This is a genomic window from Lactobacillus sp. B4015 (assembly GCF_026536055.1).
Lineage (GTDB): Bacteria > Bacillota > Bacilli > Lactobacillales > Lactobacillaceae > Lactobacillus > Lactobacillus panisapium.
This window is the reverse complement of the sequence record NZ_JAFNOY010000006.1, coordinates 1-19125: the sequence shown is the minus strand read 5'-3', so window position 1 is coordinate 19125 and position 19125 is coordinate 1. Positions and strand designations below refer to the sequence as shown.

18 protein-coding genes are annotated in these 19125 nt (G+C 39.0%); 5 read left to right on the top strand and 13 right to left on the bottom strand.

Annotated features, from left to right (window positions below):
* Window positions 1-5: 5 nt before the first annotated feature.
* The 7 genes from J3U71_RS06990 to J3U71_RS06960 form a co-directional block, all read right to left on the bottom strand.
* Complete coding sequence (locus tag J3U71_RS06990; RefSeq protein ID WP_220232506.1) at window positions 6-422, bottom strand: PTS sugar transporter subunit IIA; 417 nt, start codon at window positions 420-422, stop codon at window positions 6-8.
* A gap of 1 nt (window position 423) precedes the next feature.
* Window positions 424-1242, bottom strand: coding sequence for a PTS system mannose/fructose/sorbose family transporter subunit IID (locus tag J3U71_RS06985; protein WP_220234962.1), 819 nt, complete (start codon window positions 1240-1242; stop codon window positions 424-426).
* Complete coding sequence (locus tag J3U71_RS06980; RefSeq protein ID WP_220220376.1) at window positions 1235-2032, bottom strand: PTS mannose/fructose/sorbose/N-acetylgalactosamine transporter subunit IIC; 798 nt, start codon at window positions 2030-2032, stop codon at window positions 1235-1237. The genes J3U71_RS06985 and J3U71_RS06980 overlap by 8 nt, the downstream gene beginning before the upstream one ends.
* 2 nt (window positions 2033-2034) lie before the next feature.
* Window positions 2035-2529 (bottom strand): PTS system mannose/fructose/N-acetylgalactosamine-transporter subunit IIB, encoded by a 495-nt coding sequence (locus J3U71_RS06975; RefSeq protein ID WP_220232509.1) that lies wholly within the window; start codon window positions 2527-2529, stop codon window positions 2035-2037.
* A 175-nt stretch (window positions 2530-2704) separates the two neighbouring features.
* Entirely contained in the window at window positions 2705-3787 is a 1083-nt protein-coding gene (locus J3U71_RS06970; RefSeq protein ID WP_267393397.1) for an alpha/beta hydrolase, read from the bottom strand.
* Window positions 3788-3950: 163 nt separating this feature from the next.
* On the bottom strand, window positions 3951-4904 hold the full coding sequence (locus tag J3U71_RS06965; RefSeq protein ID WP_267393395.1) for a 1-phosphofructokinase family hexose kinase: 954 nt from the start codon (window positions 4902-4904) through the stop codon (window positions 3951-3953).
* A gap of 22 nt (window positions 4905-4926) precedes the next feature.
* Window positions 4927-5670 carry a DeoR/GlpR family DNA-binding transcription regulator gene (locus J3U71_RS06960; protein ID WP_323848345.1) on the bottom strand — a complete coding sequence of 248 codons (744 nt, stop codon included), beginning with the start codon at window positions 5668-5670 and terminating at the stop codon, window positions 4927-4929.
* Window positions 5671-5835: 165 nt separating this feature from the next.
* Between J3U71_RS06960 and J3U71_RS06955 the strand changes: the two genes are divergently transcribed.
* From J3U71_RS06955 to J3U71_RS06940, 4 genes are all read left to right on the top strand, one after another.
* Window positions 5836-6294: a PTS sugar transporter subunit IIA gene (locus J3U71_RS06955; RefSeq protein WP_220268759.1), complete on the top strand. Its 459-nt coding sequence runs from the start codon at window positions 5836-5838 to the stop codon at window positions 6292-6294.
* Window positions 6291-6611 (top strand): PTS galactitol transporter subunit IIB, encoded by a 321-nt coding sequence (locus tag J3U71_RS06950; RefSeq protein WP_220268760.1) that lies wholly within the window; start codon window positions 6291-6293, stop codon window positions 6609-6611. Before J3U71_RS06955 ends, J3U71_RS06950 begins: the two co-directional genes overlap by 4 nt.
* 25 nt (window positions 6612-6636) lie before the next feature.
* Entirely contained in the window at window positions 6637-7989 is a 1353-nt protein-coding gene (locus J3U71_RS06945; RefSeq protein ID WP_220232513.1) for a PTS galactitol transporter subunit IIC, read from the top strand.
* Window positions 7990-8203: 214 nt separating this feature from the next.
* Window positions 8204-8974 (top strand): class II aldolase/adducin family protein, encoded by a 771-nt coding sequence (locus J3U71_RS06940; protein WP_267393387.1) that lies wholly within the window; start codon window positions 8204-8206, stop codon window positions 8972-8974.
* Window positions 8975-9181: 207 nt separating this feature from the next.
* Here J3U71_RS06940 and J3U71_RS06935 read toward each other — a convergent pair whose 3' ends face one another.
* From J3U71_RS06935 to J3U71_RS06915, 5 genes are all read right to left on the bottom strand, one after another.
* Complete coding sequence (locus J3U71_RS06935; protein WP_267393385.1) at window positions 9182-10204, bottom strand: branched-chain amino acid aminotransferase; 1023 nt, start codon at window positions 10202-10204, stop codon at window positions 9182-9184.
* Window positions 10205-10550: 346 nt separating this feature from the next.
* A complete protein-coding gene (locus J3U71_RS06930; protein WP_267393383.1) occupies window positions 10551-12653 on the bottom strand; it encodes an ATP-dependent Clp protease ATP-binding subunit in 2103 nt (700 codons plus the stop codon).
* A gap of 220 nt (window positions 12654-12873) precedes the next feature.
* Complete coding sequence (locus tag J3U71_RS06925; protein ID WP_267393380.1) at window positions 12874-15405, bottom strand: ATP-binding cassette domain-containing protein; 2532 nt, start codon at window positions 15403-15405, stop codon at window positions 12874-12876.
* Window positions 15402-16292: an alpha/beta hydrolase gene (locus J3U71_RS06920; protein ID WP_103752591.1), complete on the bottom strand. Its 891-nt coding sequence runs from the start codon at window positions 16290-16292 to the stop codon at window positions 15402-15404. The genes J3U71_RS06925 and J3U71_RS06920 overlap by 4 nt, the downstream gene beginning before the upstream one ends.
* Window positions 16270-17592: a PTS sugar transporter subunit IIC gene (locus J3U71_RS06915; RefSeq protein WP_267393377.1), complete on the bottom strand. Its 1323-nt coding sequence runs from the start codon at window positions 17590-17592 to the stop codon at window positions 16270-16272. The genes J3U71_RS06920 and J3U71_RS06915 overlap by 23 nt, the downstream gene beginning before the upstream one ends.
* Window positions 17593-17748: 156 nt before the next feature.
* On the opposite strand from J3U71_RS06915, the gene J3U71_RS06910 reads away from it, so the two are divergent.
* Window positions 17749-17976, top strand: coding sequence for a hypothetical protein (locus tag J3U71_RS06910; RefSeq protein WP_103752593.1), 228 nt, complete (start codon window positions 17749-17751; stop codon window positions 17974-17976).
* 71 nt (window positions 17977-18047) lie between these two features.
* Here the strand turns inward: J3U71_RS06910 and J3U71_RS06905 are convergent, their stop codons facing one another.
* A complete protein-coding gene (locus J3U71_RS06905; RefSeq protein WP_103752594.1) occupies window positions 18048-18749 on the bottom strand; it encodes a DUF975 family protein in 702 nt (233 codons plus the stop codon).
* Between the last annotated feature and the right edge of the window lie 376 nt (window positions 18750-19125).

The window sequence follows — 19125 nt, the reverse complement described above, 5'->3', positions numbered from 1 at the left end:
ATTCCTTATTCATCATCAGCTTCATTTTCGCTTGCATAATCATTCATATAAATCATTTGTTCTTTAGCCTCATTAACTAATGCGGCTATTTTTTTAGCAGAAAGGTGGTCACTGGGATCCAGTACAATTGACAATGCCAATGCTAAATTAGCGCCAGTAATAACGTTTATCCTTGGATTTTTGATTAGTTGGGTACAATTTTGATTAACACTGCCACCCAATAAATCGGTAAGGAGAAAAATCTGTTCTTGTGGTTCAAATGTAGCAATCAAATTTGTTAATTCTTTAATTGGAAAATTATTTTTGCCATTACGATAAGCACAAATATAGTGCAAATTGGGTATATCGCCAGCAAAAAATTTAATTGTATCGGCCATTCCCTGAGCCATCGTTTTGTGAGAAATAATTACTATTTGTTTCATATCAAGCCTTAAATATTCCTAATGCTGCGCCGACCATTGCAATAACAATTACCATTAAAATTAGGGTGGTCATTTTTCGCCCTTTTTTCAGCATCCAGTACAGCAAGCCAGTTAATAATACCGGCAGTAGTCCCGGCATAATTTGATCTAAAATTTGTTGACCCGTAAGTGAGACGCCTGCCTGACTAAATTTCAAAGCTAATTTAAAATTCACTGTCGAAGGTACTATAGCGCCAATGACCGCGATTCCTAATACTGATACCGCATCAGTTAAAGCAGCAAGCTGATCACTCATATTGGTCATTAAAGATGCACCTGAGTCATAGCCAAGTTGGTAAAGAAATGAACGTAAAAAGAAAAATAATACATAAACGGCAAAGTAGATCCACATACCGATACTATTGCCATGCTTTCCCATCGAAGCAGCAATTGCGCCTAAAACCGTTGGGAATAATACCCAAATTAAGGCATCACCAATTCCCGAAAAAGGCCCCATCAAGGCAGTTTTTAAATCCTGAACAGCTTGCAATGATTTGGTTTTACCTTTTTCTTCTACGGCCAAGGTTGCACCAGTAATAATGGGCGACATCCATGGATTACAATTATAAAATTTAAATTGATTATCGATTGAAGCTTGTAAGCCATCTGGATCGCCACGATAAATTTTACTGAGCGCTGGAAACAACTCCCAAACCAAGGTTGCTGCAAAGCCACTATCATAGTTATATGTACTAATAGCAAGGTAGTGTCGTCTCATTGCCCGCCAAATATCTTTTTTCGTTAGAATTCTGCCGTCTTGTTTTGCCGTGGTATTATTCATCTTCCATATCCTCCTGAGTTAAACCAGTAGCACTTGCTGCAGCACTAGTTTGATTTGTTTTATTTGAATAATTCATAAATGTTGGGATGGCGCCAGCAACGCCAATTAAGGCTACCCCTAAGACAGGCATTTTTAAATAGGCAGATAAAGCAAAACCAACTAATAGCCAATAGCCATACTTTTTTAATGGCATGTATGATAACAGCATAGCCATTCCAACTGCTGGTAGCATTCCTCCAGCAACATTTAAGCCAACCGTAAACCAGGTAGGCATCAAGTTCAAAATGCTATTAACAACTGTTTTTCCAAATAACACTGCAATAAAAACAGGGACAGCTGATTCAAGTGGCATTAAAGCCGTCATTACCGGAATTAACATTCTCATTTTGCGATATTGCCGGTTATTGGCTAATTCGTGTGCTTTATTGGTAATAAATGAATTGAGAATTTTAAGTAAAACATCCAGTTGTATGCAAAGCATTCCTACGGGTACACCTAGTGCCAAACCGGCTGCCATTCCTTTACCAGTCCCGATTGCTACAGCAGTTGAAATCATTGCACTAACAGCATAATCCGGTGCAGAACTACCACCTAACGCCGCTACTCCTAATGACATTAACTGGATTGTTGCACCAACAACTAATCCCATTTGAAAATCGCCTAAAATCGCACCAACTATACATGACCAAAACATATAATTCATTGGTACAATTTGCGTTGTTTCAAAATCTAGTCTCTGAAGATAGGCTAAAATTGTAACCAAAATTACTTGTCCAATTGTGAAACCCATTGTTAAGCACCCGCTTTTCTATTTTTCAAAATTTTACCAACGTCAACACTTTCATCTTGCGGAACATATTTAGAAATCACTTTACAGCCCGCATCTAAAATGGCCTGGTAAGTTTCTATTTGATTCGGCTTGATATAGGCCCTATTCGTTACTTTAAGTGCTTCAGTGTAAGTTAACGTTCCGCCTAACACGAGCTCTTTGATATCCTCGCCTTGCTCAAGTAATGCCAAGAAAACATCAGGTGTCTGAGAGACGATAAAAACTTTCTGCCTGTCATATTTATGCGCCTTAAAATTAGTTAATGCCGTTTGCTTAGAAATTATGGATACAGCCATGCCAGACGGCCTGCCTAATTTCATCGCTTGCTTTTTTTGCAAATCATTAGCTACATCATCATCAATTACCATTACGCGCGTAGCGTTAGCGTTGGGTGCCCAACTAGTTGCTACAATCCCATGAAGTAATCGGTTATCAATTCGTGCTCCTACTATCGACATTTTTTCCTCCTAAAAAATAAGAGACCAAAACAAAGACTCTTAATACCACCAGTAAAAGTGCATTAATCGTCAATATCTTGGTCTCGCCAGTTTTTAAACTGTTACGATCCTATATTAATTTGTTGTTATTTTTGCGCTTGTAATTTATCTAGCCAAAATTCATCTATGAGCTTTATTATTTCTTGCCCTCATCTTGAAGAATTCGAGCTATCTCTAAACACATATCCTCTGCTTGTGGTTCAGTGCCAAAAAAGTTCAGCGTACCATGATCACAGCCTAAATACTTAATAACATTTACGTCTATTTGATGCTGTAAAGCCTTTTTGATAAATTCCTCAGCAACTAATGTAATCAAATCATATTGGTTAAGAATAAAGGTTAGCGGCGGAATTTTAGCCCAATTTCTAATATTAAACAAGTTAACTATTTCATCACGCGGATCAATCTGATGATGCAAATAGTTTTCTTCAAAACTAGTCAATGAATTAAGCATTCGCTGTACTCGATTCTTCACATATTTTTCGTCTTCCGCACATACAGCAAACTTTTGCCAATCATAATATGGTGCCATATCGTTATCAATTGCTGGATACAGTTCTATTACCCGGGAAATAATTGAGCTATCTTTCAGTATGACAATGCATGAATTAATCAGTCCACTTCCGGCACTATCGCCCGCTAACACCATCTTCGGATTTGTAGAACCAAGCTCAGCGTGATTTTCCTTTACCCAGTTAATAATGCCGAGTACATCTTCAATTGCTGCTGGATAAGGATTTTCTGGAGCTAATCTATAGTGCGGGAAAACCACTGTTGTCTGGGCCTGTTCAGCAATATATTTCATTTGCTTACCAAACTCTTCAACTTTTCCTGTCATATATGCTCCACCATGTAAGTAAATCAAAACAGGATTTTTAGCGATAATATTTACTGGCTGATAAATAAAAGTATCAATATAATGGTCATTATTTATCTCAATTAGACTTTCTTTTTCCAGCACCTCACTTGTCGTTATGTCATAAGTGATGTTTTCTGGACGATTACGGTCAAAATTTAACGAAAATGGCTTGCTGCCAACACCTTCACTCATTTTTTGTTTGATAATCTGCTTGACATGAGGATCAAGAATATCTAATCGTGGCTTTCCCCTTTGCCCTGGCACGACTTTAACGATTTCTTGCACACCATTAATTACCTGGCTTAATGAATTAGTCTGCAATTCATTGACTAATGATTTTGAATATTGTCTTTGCGTCATTTGAACACTCCTTTTTGCATAAAAAAAACCGAAAAAGCATACAAATTTGTATACTTCTTCGGTTTCGCCAGTTTCTAAGCTGTTACGATCCTAACTAATTATGTTTTTATCCTAGCATATTTTTAAATATTTGGAAAGCGCTTCCTAAAAATATTTTTATTCTCTAATTATCCAATTTCGTTATGGCAATTGTGTTCATTATCGCAAGAACTTGTTCGCGCTTAACAAATCCAGTTTTTGTTTCCATTGCATTGGCTGTACCCGCCGCAATTGCTAAGCTAATCGCTTGCTTAAAGTCATATTTCCGATCAAGCGCGTATAATAATCCGCCAACAACGGAATCCCCTGATCCTTCGGTATTAGCTACTTCCACAGGCTTAAAATTGACTCGGTAAAAGTCATCATGATGTTTAACCAAAGCACCCCGATCACCCAGCGAAATGATGATATTAGCGATTTTATTAAGACTGCTAGCCCTTATTTCTCGCTTCAATTTCTGACAATCACGCGTTACTGGTGCTGCTAGTAGTTCAGCTGCTTCTTGCTCATTGGGTTTAATAAAATCCGGCAAAGCGGTACTTTGTAGCACCTCAGTCAATGCCTGGCCAGACGTATCCAGCACGATTTTTACTTGTGGTGCAAGCCTGCGAATACTGGTAATGATTTTAGAATAAATATGCTGCATATTAGTTGGTGGAACACTACCATTCAGAGAAATAGCTGTCACGTTGTGCTTGACAATTAGCGAGGATAAAGATGCAAGCAAATTATCCATGCTACTTAGTGCAAGTCGATCGCCTTGTTCATTAATTTCGGTTTTTTCACCATTATTTTGAATAATCGTGTAACAATTACGGGTATTGCCTTTAGTAGCGATGAACTTGCAGGTATAACGGTCATTCTTGGCCTGATCTAAAATATATTGGCCATTTGGACCAGCCAAAAAACCGGTGGCGATAGTTTCGGCGCCAAGGCATGCTGCCACACGAGCAGCATTAATGCCCTTGCCACCAACCATTTTCTTCACCAACTGCACCCGATTTAACTCACCTATTTCTAAATGATCAAGTTGGTACAGACGATCAACGGACGGATTAATTGTAACTGTGATATCCATTTCTCTTCCTATTCTGATGTAACTAGAAAATAACTTTAGTATATTGCGAATATTTCTTGATCTCTTCTTTACTAATTTTGCTATCAGTCACTAGAAAATCGAATTGATCAAGCTTTTGAAATGTGATGATATCTGAATGATTTAATTTAGTATGATCGGCAACAATCAAAGACTTTTCGGCATGTTCCATTGCAATATTTTGAATATTGCCTTCAGGAATTGTACTTGTAGTAACGCTATTGCCATTAATACCATTAGTTGAACAAATTGCGTAATCAAAATTTAAGCCGTCAAAAATATTCTCAGCTTTTTCACCGAGAAATTCTTCAGTATTACGGTGCAACTCGCCACCCGTTAAAAATAAGCGGCAATCACTTTTATTGATTTCATTAAAGGCTACTAAACTATTGGTTACAAAAGTTAGATTTTTCGTAACCAATAATGGTACTGCCTGCAACAGAGTTGTTCCTGCACCCAAATAAATTGTTGAATTGTTAGCAATTTGCTTCGCTAGCAACTTCGCAATTTCCTTTTTTTCATCAATATTTTTTTGCAACTTTTCATTAGTAGTTGATTCTGCTTGGTAGTTGCTTTTTGCGCCGCCATAAATTCGGGTAATATCCCCCGATTCTTCCAATCTCTTTAAATCACGTCTGATAGTCATGGAAGAAACTTGTAAGTTCTTCGCAATATCAACCGTTGTCATAAAGCCGGTTTTACGTAAAAGATTGTTTATGGCTGTTAATCTTTTTTCTTGTAAACTCAAAAAAATCACTTCTTTTATTCAATTTTACCATCACACCAGAAGTATATCAAACATTGTTCAACATTTAAAGTTTATCTATGTTAAAGTTTGTTAAATTTAGGTTGACAATGTTCAACTAGCGTATTATATTGAAAACGTATTCAAAAGTGAAAGGAGGAGAAATTTTTGTTTTACCAAGATTTAATTGACTTAAATATTGCGGTTGATACTGAAGAACAGCTATTTGACTTAGTCGGAACTAGAGTTATCAGTCAAGATTTTGCCAATCTAGGCTATATTGCTAATTTAGAAAAAAGAGAGTTAGCATACCCTACCGGTTTAAAATTTACTGATATTGCCTTAGCACTGCCACATGTTGACCCGCAATACGTTAAGCGACCATTTATTTATCTTGCTCGCACTATTAGTTCCTTAAAACTTAAGCAAATGGGTGACGGCTCTGACATATCTGCCCAGAACTTTTTGTTTTTAGGTCTTAAAAATGGCGAAAAACAGCCTGAATTGCTGGCCAAAATTATTGCAGCTTTTCAAGATCAGAACTTTGTTGAACAGTTTCAAAAAACAAAGGATTCACAAAATATGCTTCAGCTCGTTGAAGCGAAATTTAGGGGGTTATCAAAATGAAAACAATTTTAGTTTGTTGTGGTACGGGAGTAGCAACCAGCCCGCAAGTCGCTAATAAGATTAATGATTTCTTAGCAGAACAAGGGTTGGATCACCTGGCAAAAGCCACTCCTGAGCCAATCGGTGAAGCAAAAACCACAATTGAGAATGATGATAATGTCATTATCTATGTGGGCATTGCCCCCGCAGATGGTGAACTGCAAGAAGTTCTTGATGCTAATCACGTTGTGGGCATGGTCGGTTTACCCTGGCTAACTGGCATGGATCAGGACAATGCCAATCAAAAAGTAGCTGATATCGTCAAGCAGGCGGAATAGCATTTCATCATTGGAGGTGAATTTAATGGATTGGAATGGAATAGTCCAAGGGATATTGAGCGTTGGTGCCCAGGTTTTAATTCCGATTTTAATTATGATCTTAGGGCTAATTTTTGGAATGAAACCCTCTAAAGCTATCCTTTCCGGACTCTATTTAGGAACCGGATTTATTGGCATGTCAATGGCGATCAACCAGTTGACTGAAACCGTTAGTCCTGCTGCAAAGGCTCTGGCTAAATATACTGGCATCAATTTACCGGCAGTTGACTTTGGTTGGACTGGTGCAGCTGCAATTACTTGGAGTTGGACCCTAGCTTTTTTGTTTTTCGTCGTAGAAATCGTGGTTAATTTAGTCATGATTTTTACCAAAATGACTAATACAATGAACGCCGACATGTGGAATGTTTGGGGTATCGCACTGACAGCTTACATGGTTTACCAAATTTCTGGCAGTTTAATCTGGGGCTTTATCTGTGGGGCCATCCAAGTTGTTATCTGCTTAAAATTGGGCGATATGTGGAGTAAAGAAATTGCCAATATGCTTGGGTATGAAGGTGTTACCGTAACCCACATTGAGGCATTTACAGCAATTATTATGTCCCCGATTAACAAATTGATGGACTACATCCCCATTTTTAACCGTGAATGGGATGCAACATCGTTAAAACGTAAGATTGGTGTCTTTAGTGAACCAGTAACAATGGGAGCCATTATTGGCCTAGTGTTGGCACTAGCTGGACGCTACAGTATCGGCGATGCCCTTAATCTTGCAGTCACCGTCGGAGCTGTTATGGCGATTTTCCCAGTAATGGCCAAGTTCTTTATGGATGCTCTAACACCATTTGGAACTACTATGAGTAATTTTATGAAAAAACACGTTAAAGGAAGAACATTCGTTATTGGATTAGATTGGCCAATCTTAGGGCAGAGTACCGAATTATGGGTAACCATGGTGCTAATGATCCCAATTTCAATTATTTATGCGGCTATTTTGCCAGGTAACAAGATTTTACCAATTGCAGGTGTAATTAATTATTGTATTGGCGTTGGCGGCTTACTACTGACTGGTGGCAATCTCTTACGAATGATGGTTCTAGGCATTATTTACGAACCAATCTTTTTGTACGGCGCATCCTATTTTGCTGATATTTTTACTAAGTTAGCGAAATCAAGTACTTCAATTAAAGTTCCAGCAGGTGCCCAAGTTTCTTGGAGCTCAATCGAAGCACCGGAATTAAGATTTTTAATGGCTTGGGTAGGTCGTGGTAACATCTGGGCGATTGTTGGTTTAATTGCCCTTCTGGCACTTTTCTGGCTCCTTTACCGGTCATTTAAAAAGAACCCGATTCCGGCATTGAAATATAGCAAATTAAAGTAATGGTGTAAAAATGGTAAAAAGCAAATTTTTTTGGACCTGCTTATCCTTTTTAGCCTTTAGCTTATTCTTTTTGGCAATTCTTTCCCATCAATATTGGTTAAACATTTTCGTAATTGGTTTAGGGATGCTAATCGATAAGAAAGGAAGTGGTATTCTTTTTTCTAAAAAAAAACAGAGTCACTACAACAAAAGATAATTAGAAAGGAAGAATTTGATGCAATATCCAGCAGGCAGAATACCATTTGAATATGAACGCGAGGATTTGGCCAAGGTCGTTCGTGAGGTAATGGAACGGCGCGATACCAATATTGTTGGTGGAAATATCAGTATTAAAGTGCAGGACGAAACCGGCAAAAACTATTATGTGATGACGCCAACTATGATGTCAGAAGCATACATGGGTTACCTAACGGCCGACCAGATTTTAGTCATTGAACCGCACACGCGCAAAGTTATTTCTGGCAACGGTAATGTTACACGTGAAATAAATATGCACGAAGCCATCTATGATACCAATCCCGAGATTAAGTGTGTTTTTCACTCCCATGCTGATCAGTGCATGTTTTGGGGAACAAGCGGTTTAAATATGCCGAATGTCACTGAGGCAACACAAAAATTACAAGAAATTAGAACCCTTACGTGGCATCCCATGTGTACGGAAGAATTAGCCCAATATGTCGCCGGTGAAATCAAAAAACTAGGCAAAAAGGCGTTACGCAACGGTTTTATCCTTAATTCTCACGGTACCCTCTTTACTTCTGGCGGCAAGGATATGGATCCGTTAACTGCTCTGCACAAATCTTTGGCTGATGTTGATATTACCGAATATAATGCCAAGGTTGCTTACAAGCAAACCGTTTTTCAGCAAATCGGCGTCTTAGACGGATATTATTCGGAAGATACCAAGATTGGCACTTGGGAAGATGTTAAAGCGGGTAAAGCTCTTTATAATCGGAAAAAAGAGCAAAATAAAAAAGGCGACTAACTAGTGCCCCTTTTATCAAATATAACTACTTTGAAAATATAACAAATTTTACGCAAATGCAACTTTAATCTCAGATTATTAGTTGATGGTCCGTAAAAATTGGTTATTCTTCCACTTAAAAAGCTGGCAAATTTTTGTCAGCTTTTTTGCGGCTATTGTAAATATAATTAGGAGATGTAGTTGATTTACCATAGCCTGCTAGTAATATTAATCCAGTGTTTGTACCCAACCCTCTGGGCCCTTCTTTTTACCGTATTGAATATCAACTAATTCATTGTACAATTTAGTTGTCACCGGGCCGGTTTCTGTTTCACTGTAAATAACATGCTTTTTACCATTATAGGTAATGGAGCCCACCGGCGAAATAACAGCGGCGGTACCCATTGCACCAGCTTCTTTCATCTTAAAAGCTTCTTCTAAGGTGATTTGGCGCTCAACCGGATTTAATCCCTGCTCCTTAGCAAGCTCTAACAAGGACCGTTTGGTAATTGAAATTAAAATCGATTTTGACTTAGGAGTAACAAATTGGCCTTCTTGGGTAATGCCATAAAAGTTGGCGCCACCAAACTCATCAACATATTTATGTTCACGTGGATCAAGGTACAAACAATCGGCATAGCCATTCTTATGCGCCTCAACCGATGGCAATAAACTGCTGGCATAGTTACCTGAGGTTTTAGCTTGACCAGTTCCCGCATAGGCAGCACGGTCATAATCGCTGACAATATAGTCGGCTGGGTTCAAGCCCTTGATATAAGCCCCTACCGGAACGGCAAAAATGCGAAAAATGTATTCATCGGCAGCTTGAACACCCAAAACATTTGAGGTACCAACCATGAATGGACGTAAATAAAGAGTTGCGCCACTATCATATGGTGGCACAAATTCTTCATTCGCATGCACCACTTGCTTTACTGCCTCTACAAACCAGTCTTCAGGAAATGGTGGCATTGCCAAGCGCTGAGCTGACAAAGTAAAACGATGAGCGTTTTGATCTGGGCGAAACAAGTTGATTTTACCGTCCTCACGCCGGTAGGCTTTCAAACCTTCAAAAATCTCTTGGCCATAGTGCAGTACTTCTGCCCCTTCGGAAAGGGTAATGGTTGAATTCTCAACCAACTTTCCTTCTTGCCATTCGCCGTCTTTATATTTAGCTTCATAGCGATATGGTAAATCGCGATAAACGAAGCCTAAATTTTTCCAATCAAGATCTTCTACTCGTTGTTTCATAACAATCCACCCTTTATTACTCCTTATGTTACATAAACTAATAATAAATTATTAGCTTTTTAATTAATAGTTAATTGTTAACTAATTTAGACCATAAATTTAATGATGTCAATCCTTTATTGCACAAATTACCAAAATATCTTTTTGGCAAAAAATAGTTAACTCTGCTTGAGTGTCACACGTGAAACAAATAGTTCAGTCAGTAGTTCAATACTAGGATAAAAGGCAAGTAACCATTGGGCAGGAAAAAACTTACTACTTCAAATTTAGACAAAAAAAGACTAGCTCCCGCGAAGTAGCGGAAACTAGTCTTCAATTAGTGTTTAGCAATTAGCCTAATTTTCAATTAGTCCTTATTTTCTTTAGTTTCAGATTTAGTTTTATCGGTCTTATCAGCTTTTGGTGTAATAGTTAAAACTGCATCACCATTTAAGTAAACATGCTGGTCATCTGCAGTAAACTTAACTTCTTTGTTGTCAGGCTCCTTCATTAGCAATTTTGCAATTGGAGTTTCCAGATCTTGCTCAACTACCCGACGTAGTGGCCGTGCACCAAACTTCTTATCGTAGCCTTTTTCTGCCAAATAAGCTTTTGCTTCAGGGGAAATTTCTACTTTCACATCCCTCTTAGCTAAGACATGTGACATCTTCTTTAAGTAAATATCGATGATCTTAGTCATATCTTCTTCGGTCAGTGAATTGAACGGTACGATTGCATCAAGCCGGTTCAAAAACTCTGGTCTAAAGTAGGCTTCTAAGGCTTGGATCATTTTATCATGGTCGACCTTGCCATCCTTGAGTAAGTTATCTGAATACCCAGCATTTGAAGTCATGATCAATATTGTATCTTTAAATGAAACAGTTCTACCTTGGGCATCGGTTAAGCGACCATCATCCATAATTTGTAATAATGCGTTAAAGACTTGTGGATTAGCTTTTTCAATTTCGTCAAACAGAATCAAGCTATATGGTTGATGACGTACTTTTTCAGTTAATTGTCCACCTTCACCGTAGCCAACATAGCCTGGTGCTGAACCAATTAGTTTATTAACTGCCATTTGGTCTTGGTACTCGGACATATCAAGTCTAATCAGGTGATTTTCACCGCCGAACAATTGAATTGCCAATTGTTTAGCCAGCTCAGTTTTACCAACACCAGTTGGACCAGTCAGTAGGAATGAACCAGTTGGACGATTGTTATCCTTGAATACTTGCTTACGGGCAATTGCATCAGTAATCACGTCAATTGCATTATCCTGGTCAATAACGGACTTCTTTAATTTAGCAGCTAAATCAAGGTTCTTTTGTCCCTCACTGGCATGAAGTTCGCTCATTGGAATCTTAGTTTTTGCTTCAATTAAAGCATAGATGTCTTGGTCGGTTACGCGTGGAGTTGCAGCATCATCAACGTGATCAGCTTTTTCACGTAACTCCTCAATCTTCTTCTTCAAATCACTAGCTTTGTTGTAGTCCTCATTTTTAGCGGCCTCTTCTTTTTCCTTTTCAAGACTAGCAATTCTCTTTTTAATTGATGCTTCATCACTAGGAATAGTGTCAAGACCCTTCTTAGCACCAGCTTCGTCCATTAAGTCAATTGCCTTATCTGGCAAATAGCGGCCCTGAATGTAGCGTTGTGATAATTCAACGGCTAAGCGTAAAGCACTGTCACTGTATTTAACGTGGTGATAGTCTTCATACTTTTTCTTCAGACCCTCTAAAATTTTAACCGTTACATCAGCAGATGGCTCTGGAACCTGTACTGGTTGGAAACGACGTGCCAAAGCAGCATCATTTTCAATTCGACGGTATTCTCCTGTTGTCGTTGCACCGATTAAGTTCAAGTCACCACTAGCCAGAGCTGGTTTCAAAATGTTAGCAGCATCGCCACTATTATTTTCAGAATCAGTTGAACCTGCACCAACAATGTTATGAATTTCATCAATGAATAAGATGATGTTTGGATTCTTCTTAGCTTCGTCAATTACCTTCTTCAGGCGCTCTTCGAAACTACCACGAAGGCTAGAACCCGCAACCATATCATTAATGTTAATTGCAATAATATGCTTATCTTTCATCTTGTCAGGAACATCACCTGAAGCAATTTTTTGTGCTAAGCCCTCAACAATCGCGGTTTTACCAACACCTGCAGGTCCGACTAAAACCGGATTATTCTTTTTACGTCTGCTTAAAATTTCAATTACTTCTTGGATTTGTTCATCACGACCAATTACAGGATCGTATTTATTGTTTTTAGCTTGCTCAACTAAGTCAACGCCAATTGGTTTTTCCTTTTTTGGTTGACCAGGCATTTGGCCGTTCTGGTTCATGCCTTGTGGAGAAATATTCATGCTCGAATAGTGAACTGGAATCGAGCCATTATCATCATTGTTAAAGAAAGAATTATTTAATTCGTTAAATAGATTGTCAAATTCGTTATCAAAATATGCCATACATATACACCCCTTTAATAGGTTTAAATTTTGTAATTAGCACTCGACGTTGTCGACTGCTAACTGCTTACATATAATATTGTAGCAGGTTATCCACAGAATGCAACCCTTTTTGCTTACTTTTCCACATTTTTTTGCTTAACTTGTGAATTTTTCCTTTTTTAACTAAAAAACCTTGATAAATCAACTTTATTGTTGTTATCAAGGTTTAATAATTATGCTATTTTTGATATAAATTCATGTGTTCAGCCAAATATTTGGCGGTTAAACTATCCTTTTTGTGCGATATATCCACAGGCTGCCCACATGCAACAATTTTTCCTCCTTGCAATCCACCACGTGGACCCATGTCAATCATATAATCACTATTAGCCATAATATCCAGATCATGAGTAATCGTAATAATCGTTGCCTTCTGCTTCAGTAATTTTTGAAAAACAGCTAGCAAGGTCCTAACATCGTGTGGATGAAGACCAACTGTTGGCTCATCAAAGACAAAAAGACTGCCTTTTTGCCGCCGGTGGAGATGACTAGTCAATTTTAGCCGCTGTGCTTCTCCGCCTGACAACGCAGGTGTTGATTCACCTAAATGCAGGTATCCTAGCCCCATATCATGCAAAGTAGTAATTGTTTTTTCAATCTTAGGCTCATCCCTAAATAACTGTTCTTTCAAAGCATCGTCAACCGAGTAATCAAGCACGTCTGCAATACTCAGTCCATGCCATTTTACACGCAAGACGTCTTGGTTAAACCGGTGGCCACCACAAACTGAACAAGTCTCAACCATATCGGGCAAATACTGAATATCAAGTGAAATTGCTCCAGTACCACCACATGCCGGACACGCACCTTCTTTATTATTGTAGGAAAAATGCGCTGCCTTATACTTTAGCTTTTGAGCTAACGGCTGGCGGGCAAATAATTTGCGCAAATTATCCATAATATCAGTATAAGTAGCGACCGTAGAGCGCTGATTTTTGCCAACCGGCGAAGAATCAACGCTAATAACGTTTTTGATTCCACCGCTAGTCAAATCTTTTACCCAGCTTGGACCATCTACCTGTTTTTCTTGCGCCTTTAATGCGGGAATGAGCGAATCAAGAATTAACGTTGTTTTGCCTGCTCCAGAAAAACCCGTAACTGCAGTCAACCGCCCAACCGGAATTTGCGTGTGAACATTTTGTAAATTGAAACGGTCAGTGACAGTAAACTTAATTGTGCCTTCACTAAAAAGCTTCTTTGTATCCACCTGTGGCCGCACATAAAGTGGAGCTATTCCTTTTAAATACGGACCAATTAGAGATTCTGGCTTCTGCGCAATTTCTTTTGGCGAGCCTTCAGCAATTATTTGGCCGCCCTGCGAACCTGATCCCGGACCAATTTCAACAATCCAGTCAGCAGCACTTATAATTGAAGTTTCATGGTCAACAACGACTAATGAATTGCCTTGATTGACCAGTTCGTGAAAAACCTCAATTAACCCAGCAACATTATCTGGATGCAGTCCCACAGATGGTTCATCCAGCACATAAAGTACTCCTGTAGTTTCTGTCCGCAAGGTGCGCCCCAATTGAATTCGCTGCAATTCACCAGTTGAAAGACTATTAGCCTGACGAGCTAAGCTCAAGTAATCTAACCCTAATTTTAGTAGAGGCTTGACCTGATGCAGCAATTCACCCGTCAGATTTTGCGCTAAAGCTTGCATATCATCTGGCAGCCAAGCTGCGATTTCTTTCATATAATCATCAAGTTCACCGAGCGTAAGTTGTTCTGCTTCAACAATATTTTTTCCAGCTACCAATTGACTCCAGCGACTTGGGTCAATCCGGTGCCCATGACAGCGCGGACAGGTTTTAAAACGATAAAAAGAATTAATCCGTTCCAGTCCACGCTCTGATTTCGTAGTTTTGCGTGAATTGGCCACAGCATTATAGGCATTTTCATATAAGGCATCGAGATGATAAACTCGGCCCGTTGAAGTAGGCAAATCCACCGGCACCTTACGTTCCTTGCCGTGTAAAACAATTTCCTTTTCTGCTTTAGTCAAGTCTTTGTACGGTACGTCTGTCCGGACACCAAGTTCTCGTGCGATTCGCCACATCCAATTGCGACCCGGAATCTGCCAGGTCGCCACGGCACCATTTTCTAAAGTCAGTTCTTCGTTAGCAATAATCTTACTATCATCAATTTGTTCTACTGTTCCTAAACCTTGGCATTTTTTACATGCGCCATCGGAATTAAAGGCAAAATCTTCTGCACTAAAAGCATAGAATTGTTCGCCACAAGTTGGGCAAGTAAGGCGCCCCATTGCCTCACCGGTTAAATCCATCGCTTCAGCAATCTTGATTGTTGGCGCAATCCGGTGGCCATTGGGACAAACTGGCGAACCTAACCGGGAAAAAATTAGTCGTAAAACATTGAAAACTTCTGTTACCGTACCAACGGTTGACCGGACGCCCGGAATACTCGGCCGCTGGCGCAAGGCTAGCGCCGAAGGGATGTGCTTTACCTCATCGACTTGTGCCCGCCCGACCTGACTTATTCGCCTTTTAGTGTAAGCCGCCAGCGAATCAAGGTAGCGCCGGGCACCTTCAGAATACAAAATGCCCATTGCCAAACTAGATTTACCCGAACCACTTAAACCTGATATTGCCACAAATCGGTGCAATGGAATGGCCACATTGATATTTTTTAAATTGTTGACCCTGCCACCAATAACTTCGATTTTAGTCGGCTGTTCTTGATATTTCATGTATTACGGTCCTTTCTTCTTGGTTTCAGCTGTTTTCCCGGCTTAACTGGTCGATCTGGTTTTCTCAGTAAGTATTCCCGAATTGCCTGGATAACCTGCTTATTTTGCGGTAAATCCGAGTGGTCGGCTTTCTCGCCAGTTACGGTCATTGCTGTATAAGACTTTACCTGATTTTGAAAAATAAACTTGCCCGCAGCAACGCTTGTTTCTGGTACAATGCCGTCTGATTCGTAGCTTTTGCCACCAGATAACGAATAAACCTTAAGGTTTTTAGGCAAAGCGGAACGCTTTTTAATAAAATCAGCTAACATTTGTGTGCGATTCTTGATATTGCTCTCAGTAAAATTATACGGCGTCCCCAATGTCATTAGCCGCTTCATTTTTGTGTCACTTGCATACTGTGCATAATAATGCTCCAGCCAATATGTCCAAATCAACCCACCGTTTGAATGACCGAAGGCCTTAAAATTATTAAACTTGTAATTTTGCATTAATGAGTCAAACGCAATATCCAACCAATAGGCTTGTTTCTTGATATTGGCATAACCATCCTTATTATTAGCAAAACCAATAATGATGATCGGTTCTAAATCATTTTTCCCAATTGAACCACTGTATGACAGTTTTGCTTCACGTGAAACAGTAACTTTGAGCACACTATGCTGATTCATGGTTGTTTTATTCAGTTGGTCAATCAAATCATTAAAGCGCTCGGTCGTTGCACTCGATCCCGGCACCATGATTACCGGTGAAAGCAGTGAGCGGCTGCGTTCGGCTCGGGCTTTATTATCCCTTTTCATCCAAAAATAACTGGGGATGGCGAGGACAACCATGAGTGTAATTAACAAAATCAACCATTTTAAATTAGGATTTTTGTGCAAACGCATTGCTGCTGCCCCCTTTACTCAACCTCAGTTTTAATTCTACTCTTTCATTTATCCTGATAAACGGCCACATTAAGCATAAATCCAGGGCAAAAAGCACCATCACAAACAAAAGAGCCGTCCAGTTGCCGTTAGTGCCAAAAAATGAAATCAATAGTCCCGGAGTTCCTTTTAAAATAGGATATGCACAAACAGGAATAATTCGCAATGTGATTGCACCTGCGGCTAAAGTCATGTTAATTAATGGTATTAAAATACTTGGTAAAATAAAAACAGGATTAAGAATAATTGGCAGGCCAGCCGCAAAGCCTAAACTTGACCCAAAAGCTGCTGGGATTAAATTAAGCCGTGCAATTGCGCCGATTTCCTTGTTTCCGTGCCGCAGTAGCAGTAAAACAATCACCGCTAAAATGACACTCGCGCCGCCCATCGTACCGTAAGCCTTAATTAACGAGCTACCTAAGTACTTGTAGGGCACATTCCACGAACTACCGTGCTGAAACGCATATGTCAGATTTTCAGCGGTGTAAGCATTATTTACCGTGCCGGCAAAAGCATGTAAGGGGTAGCCGATCCCCAACCAGTTTAGAAAAGTTACTATTAATGATAAGAATAAGACTTCTAACAGGTTGTTCGTGGTTTGCAGCCGGCTGACCAATTCATTAAAACTAGCAGAATTGAGTAGTTTGATTTGTAATTCATAAATAATAATCCCGAGCACCACTCCCAAAGCGAGTGAAACAAAAAAGGGCAACACTGCGTCCCAAGCACGATGCTGAATCCACTTTGTGCTTTCATTTTCTACTGGCACATAATTTTTTCCTAGTAAATGAAACACCTGTCCAACACAAAAACCAACAATTAATGCACTAAAAACAGCATTAATTTGTAACAGGCTGATTGTGAATGATACTTGATTGCTGTGGCCGCTGTTAGAGGCATATGAGCAAAAGAGCATAATTAAAACGGAAGTCATTCCTGACATCGTTGAATCTTTATGGTAGATTCTAGCGGTATAGCGCGCCATAAAATAGCTGGCATAAACGCCAAATACCCCAAACGTTATTTCAATCATGCCACGACAAACAAATGAACCCGCATACCAAATATGATCAGACATGATTTTATCAAGACTAAAAATGTTATAAATCAGGCCATCTGGAGAAAAGACCAAATCATTTAGCAGATTGAAAAAAGCACCAATAACAGCAATTGGCATTAGCATTACTAAGGTTCTTTGCGCCGCCCGCAAAAAAGTCCATTGCCTAATTCGCAAAACAGACTTTGTAAGTATATTTAACATTGTTCAAGCCCTTACTTTATACAGTATTTGGAATAAAATACTACTCCAATTATTCACTGCCAGCAATTTTTTTATTTGAAATATAATTTTGTTCCTTTCTGGCCGCCCTGATACGTGAAAATGTTATAATAGAAACGGTTATCGGAAGGTGGGAAAATGAGCAGGAAAAAAATCGAATTGAATGAAAAAGTAGAAAAACTGGCAGAAAAGTATCTCCAACTAACTAGAACTGATTTAGATGACCTAACCAATACTGCTTTAAAGGCTTATCTTATTGATCATTTAAATTCCAACCAAATTAAAGAAGCGCTAAAAGATACTGATGACATAAGCTCCGAATATACCGGAAAATTGTTTAATATTGATGATTTAAACAAATTTTAGCTAAACATTTAAACAAACTAAAAAGGATAGGCTGATTAATGAGCCTGTCCTTTATTTTGTTTTTTATTAAATTATTGTCTAAATTGATCACCGGCCAGATTACGGTAGAAGTTTGCCTTGGTCGTTTGCTCATACGGAATAAGCCAAATAAAGCCGATTCCTAGAGTAAGCCATGCAAGAATTATCCACCCAATGAAGCTGAGATCAAGTACAAATAATTCCCACTTGTGTCCGTTCATCAGCCGCCTACTTTCTGTAATACCGGTAGTTGCATGAACTTCATGACCACTATCAACCAGATCACTAACAATATAAGGCGTCATTGCATAAGAATAAGACTTAATGAGGCCGGGAATGACTAACAGTAATGACCACAAAAATTGAAAAATATTGCTTAAAAGATAATTAATTAGTTCCGGAATAAACCGATTATCAGTAAAAACCGAAAAAATAGAGCGCCAAAAATTAAACTTGCGACCTTCAGTAAAAGCTAAAAAGGTAATAACCATACTCAGCATAAAGAAACCGCTAAGAAATCCAGTTCCGCTATTGCCAAGTAGTCTTCCAGCCCAAATTCCCGGATTAAACACTGATTCTGGGTGGCTACTCCCCATTACCTCATTCATATCATTCACTGTTTTAAGTGTAGCATTAATACTTGGCCCAAATAAAATAGCATTTATTATTACAAGCACTAGGCTAACGCAAGCTGCCCAGACCCAATTACCATGCAGCTGACTTTTAGCTTCAGCTTTTAATTCAGCTCTTGTCATATTGATCTCCTTTATATACTCCTATTTAAATACATACTACTATTTTAAAGTACATAAATGCAAAGAAAATACAAAAAGCCTAGTCCCACCAACAATCGGAACTAAGCTCACACAGTGTTTGTGCCACCATTACTGACCACATATAGAAATTTACATTTTCGCTACCGGAGAAAATGAGTTCTTTCCCTATGGCGGCACAACAAAATTTTAGCATGCAATTAACTAAAAAACAAGGTACAACCAATTATATTTTCACTACTTATCGTGTTTCTTCAATAACTGCAACATAATTTTATCAATACGATCTTTCAAAACCACAAATTCGCCCTTCCGCGTCTTATTGGCCTGAATAATAATCATGGTCTTCGCCGTCTTC

Bases quoted from the DNA above. Each gene is read 5' to 3' on its own strand.
- J3U71_RS06990 (WP_220232506.1), bottom strand. From the start codon at position 422: ATGAAACAAATAGTAATTATTTCTCACAAAACGATGGCTCAGGGAATG.
- J3U71_RS06985 (WP_220234962.1), bottom strand. From the start codon at position 1,242: ATGAATAATACCACGGCAAAACAAGACGGCAGAATTCTAACGAAAAAA.
- J3U71_RS06980 (WP_220220376.1), bottom strand. From the start codon at position 2,032: ATGGGTTTCACAATTGGACAAGTAATTTTGGTTACAATTTTAGCCTAT.
- J3U71_RS06975 (WP_220232509.1), bottom strand. From the start codon at position 2,529: ATGTCGATAGTAGGAGCACGAATTGATAACCGATTACTTCATGGGATT.
- J3U71_RS06970 (WP_267393397.1), bottom strand. From the start codon at position 3,787: ATGACGCAAAGACAATATTCAAAATCATTAGTCAATGAATTGCAGACT.
- J3U71_RS06965 (WP_267393395.1), bottom strand. From the start codon at position 4,904: ATGGATATCACAGTTACAATTAATCCGTCCGTTGATCGTCTGTACCAA.
- J3U71_RS06950 (WP_220268760.1), top strand. From the start codon at position 6,291: ATGAAAACAATTTTAGTTTGTTGTGGTACGGGAGTAGCAACCAGCCCG.
- J3U71_RS06945 (WP_220232513.1), top strand. From the start codon at position 6,637: ATGGATTGGAATGGAATAGTCCAAGGGATATTGAGCGTTGGTGCCCAG.
- J3U71_RS06940 (WP_267393387.1), top strand. From the start codon at position 8,204: ATGCAATATCCAGCAGGCAGAATACCATTTGAATATGAACGCGAGGAT.
- J3U71_RS06935 (WP_267393385.1), bottom strand. From the start codon at position 10,204: ATGAAACAACGAGTAGAAGATCTTGATTGGAAAAATTTAGGCTTCGTT.
- J3U71_RS06930 (WP_267393383.1), bottom strand. From the start codon at position 12,653: ATGGCATATTTTGATAACGAATTTGACAATCTATTTAACGAATTAAAT.
- J3U71_RS06925 (WP_267393380.1), bottom strand. From the start codon at position 15,405: ATGAAATATCAAGAACAGCCGACTAAAATCGAAGTTATTGGTGGCAGG.
- J3U71_RS06920 (WP_103752591.1), bottom strand. From the start codon at position 16,292: ATGCGTTTGCACAAAAATCCTAATTTAAAATGGTTGATTTTGTTAATT.
- J3U71_RS06915 (WP_267393377.1), bottom strand. From the start codon at position 17,592: ATGTTAAATATACTTACAAAGTCTGTTTTGCGAATTAGGCAATGGACT.
- J3U71_RS06910 (WP_103752593.1), top strand. From the start codon at position 17,749: ATGAGCAGGAAAAAAATCGAATTGAATGAAAAAGTAGAAAAACTGGCA.
- J3U71_RS06905 (WP_103752594.1), bottom strand. From the start codon at position 18,749: ATGACAAGAGCTGAATTAAAAGCTGAAGCTAAAAGTCAGCTGCATGGT.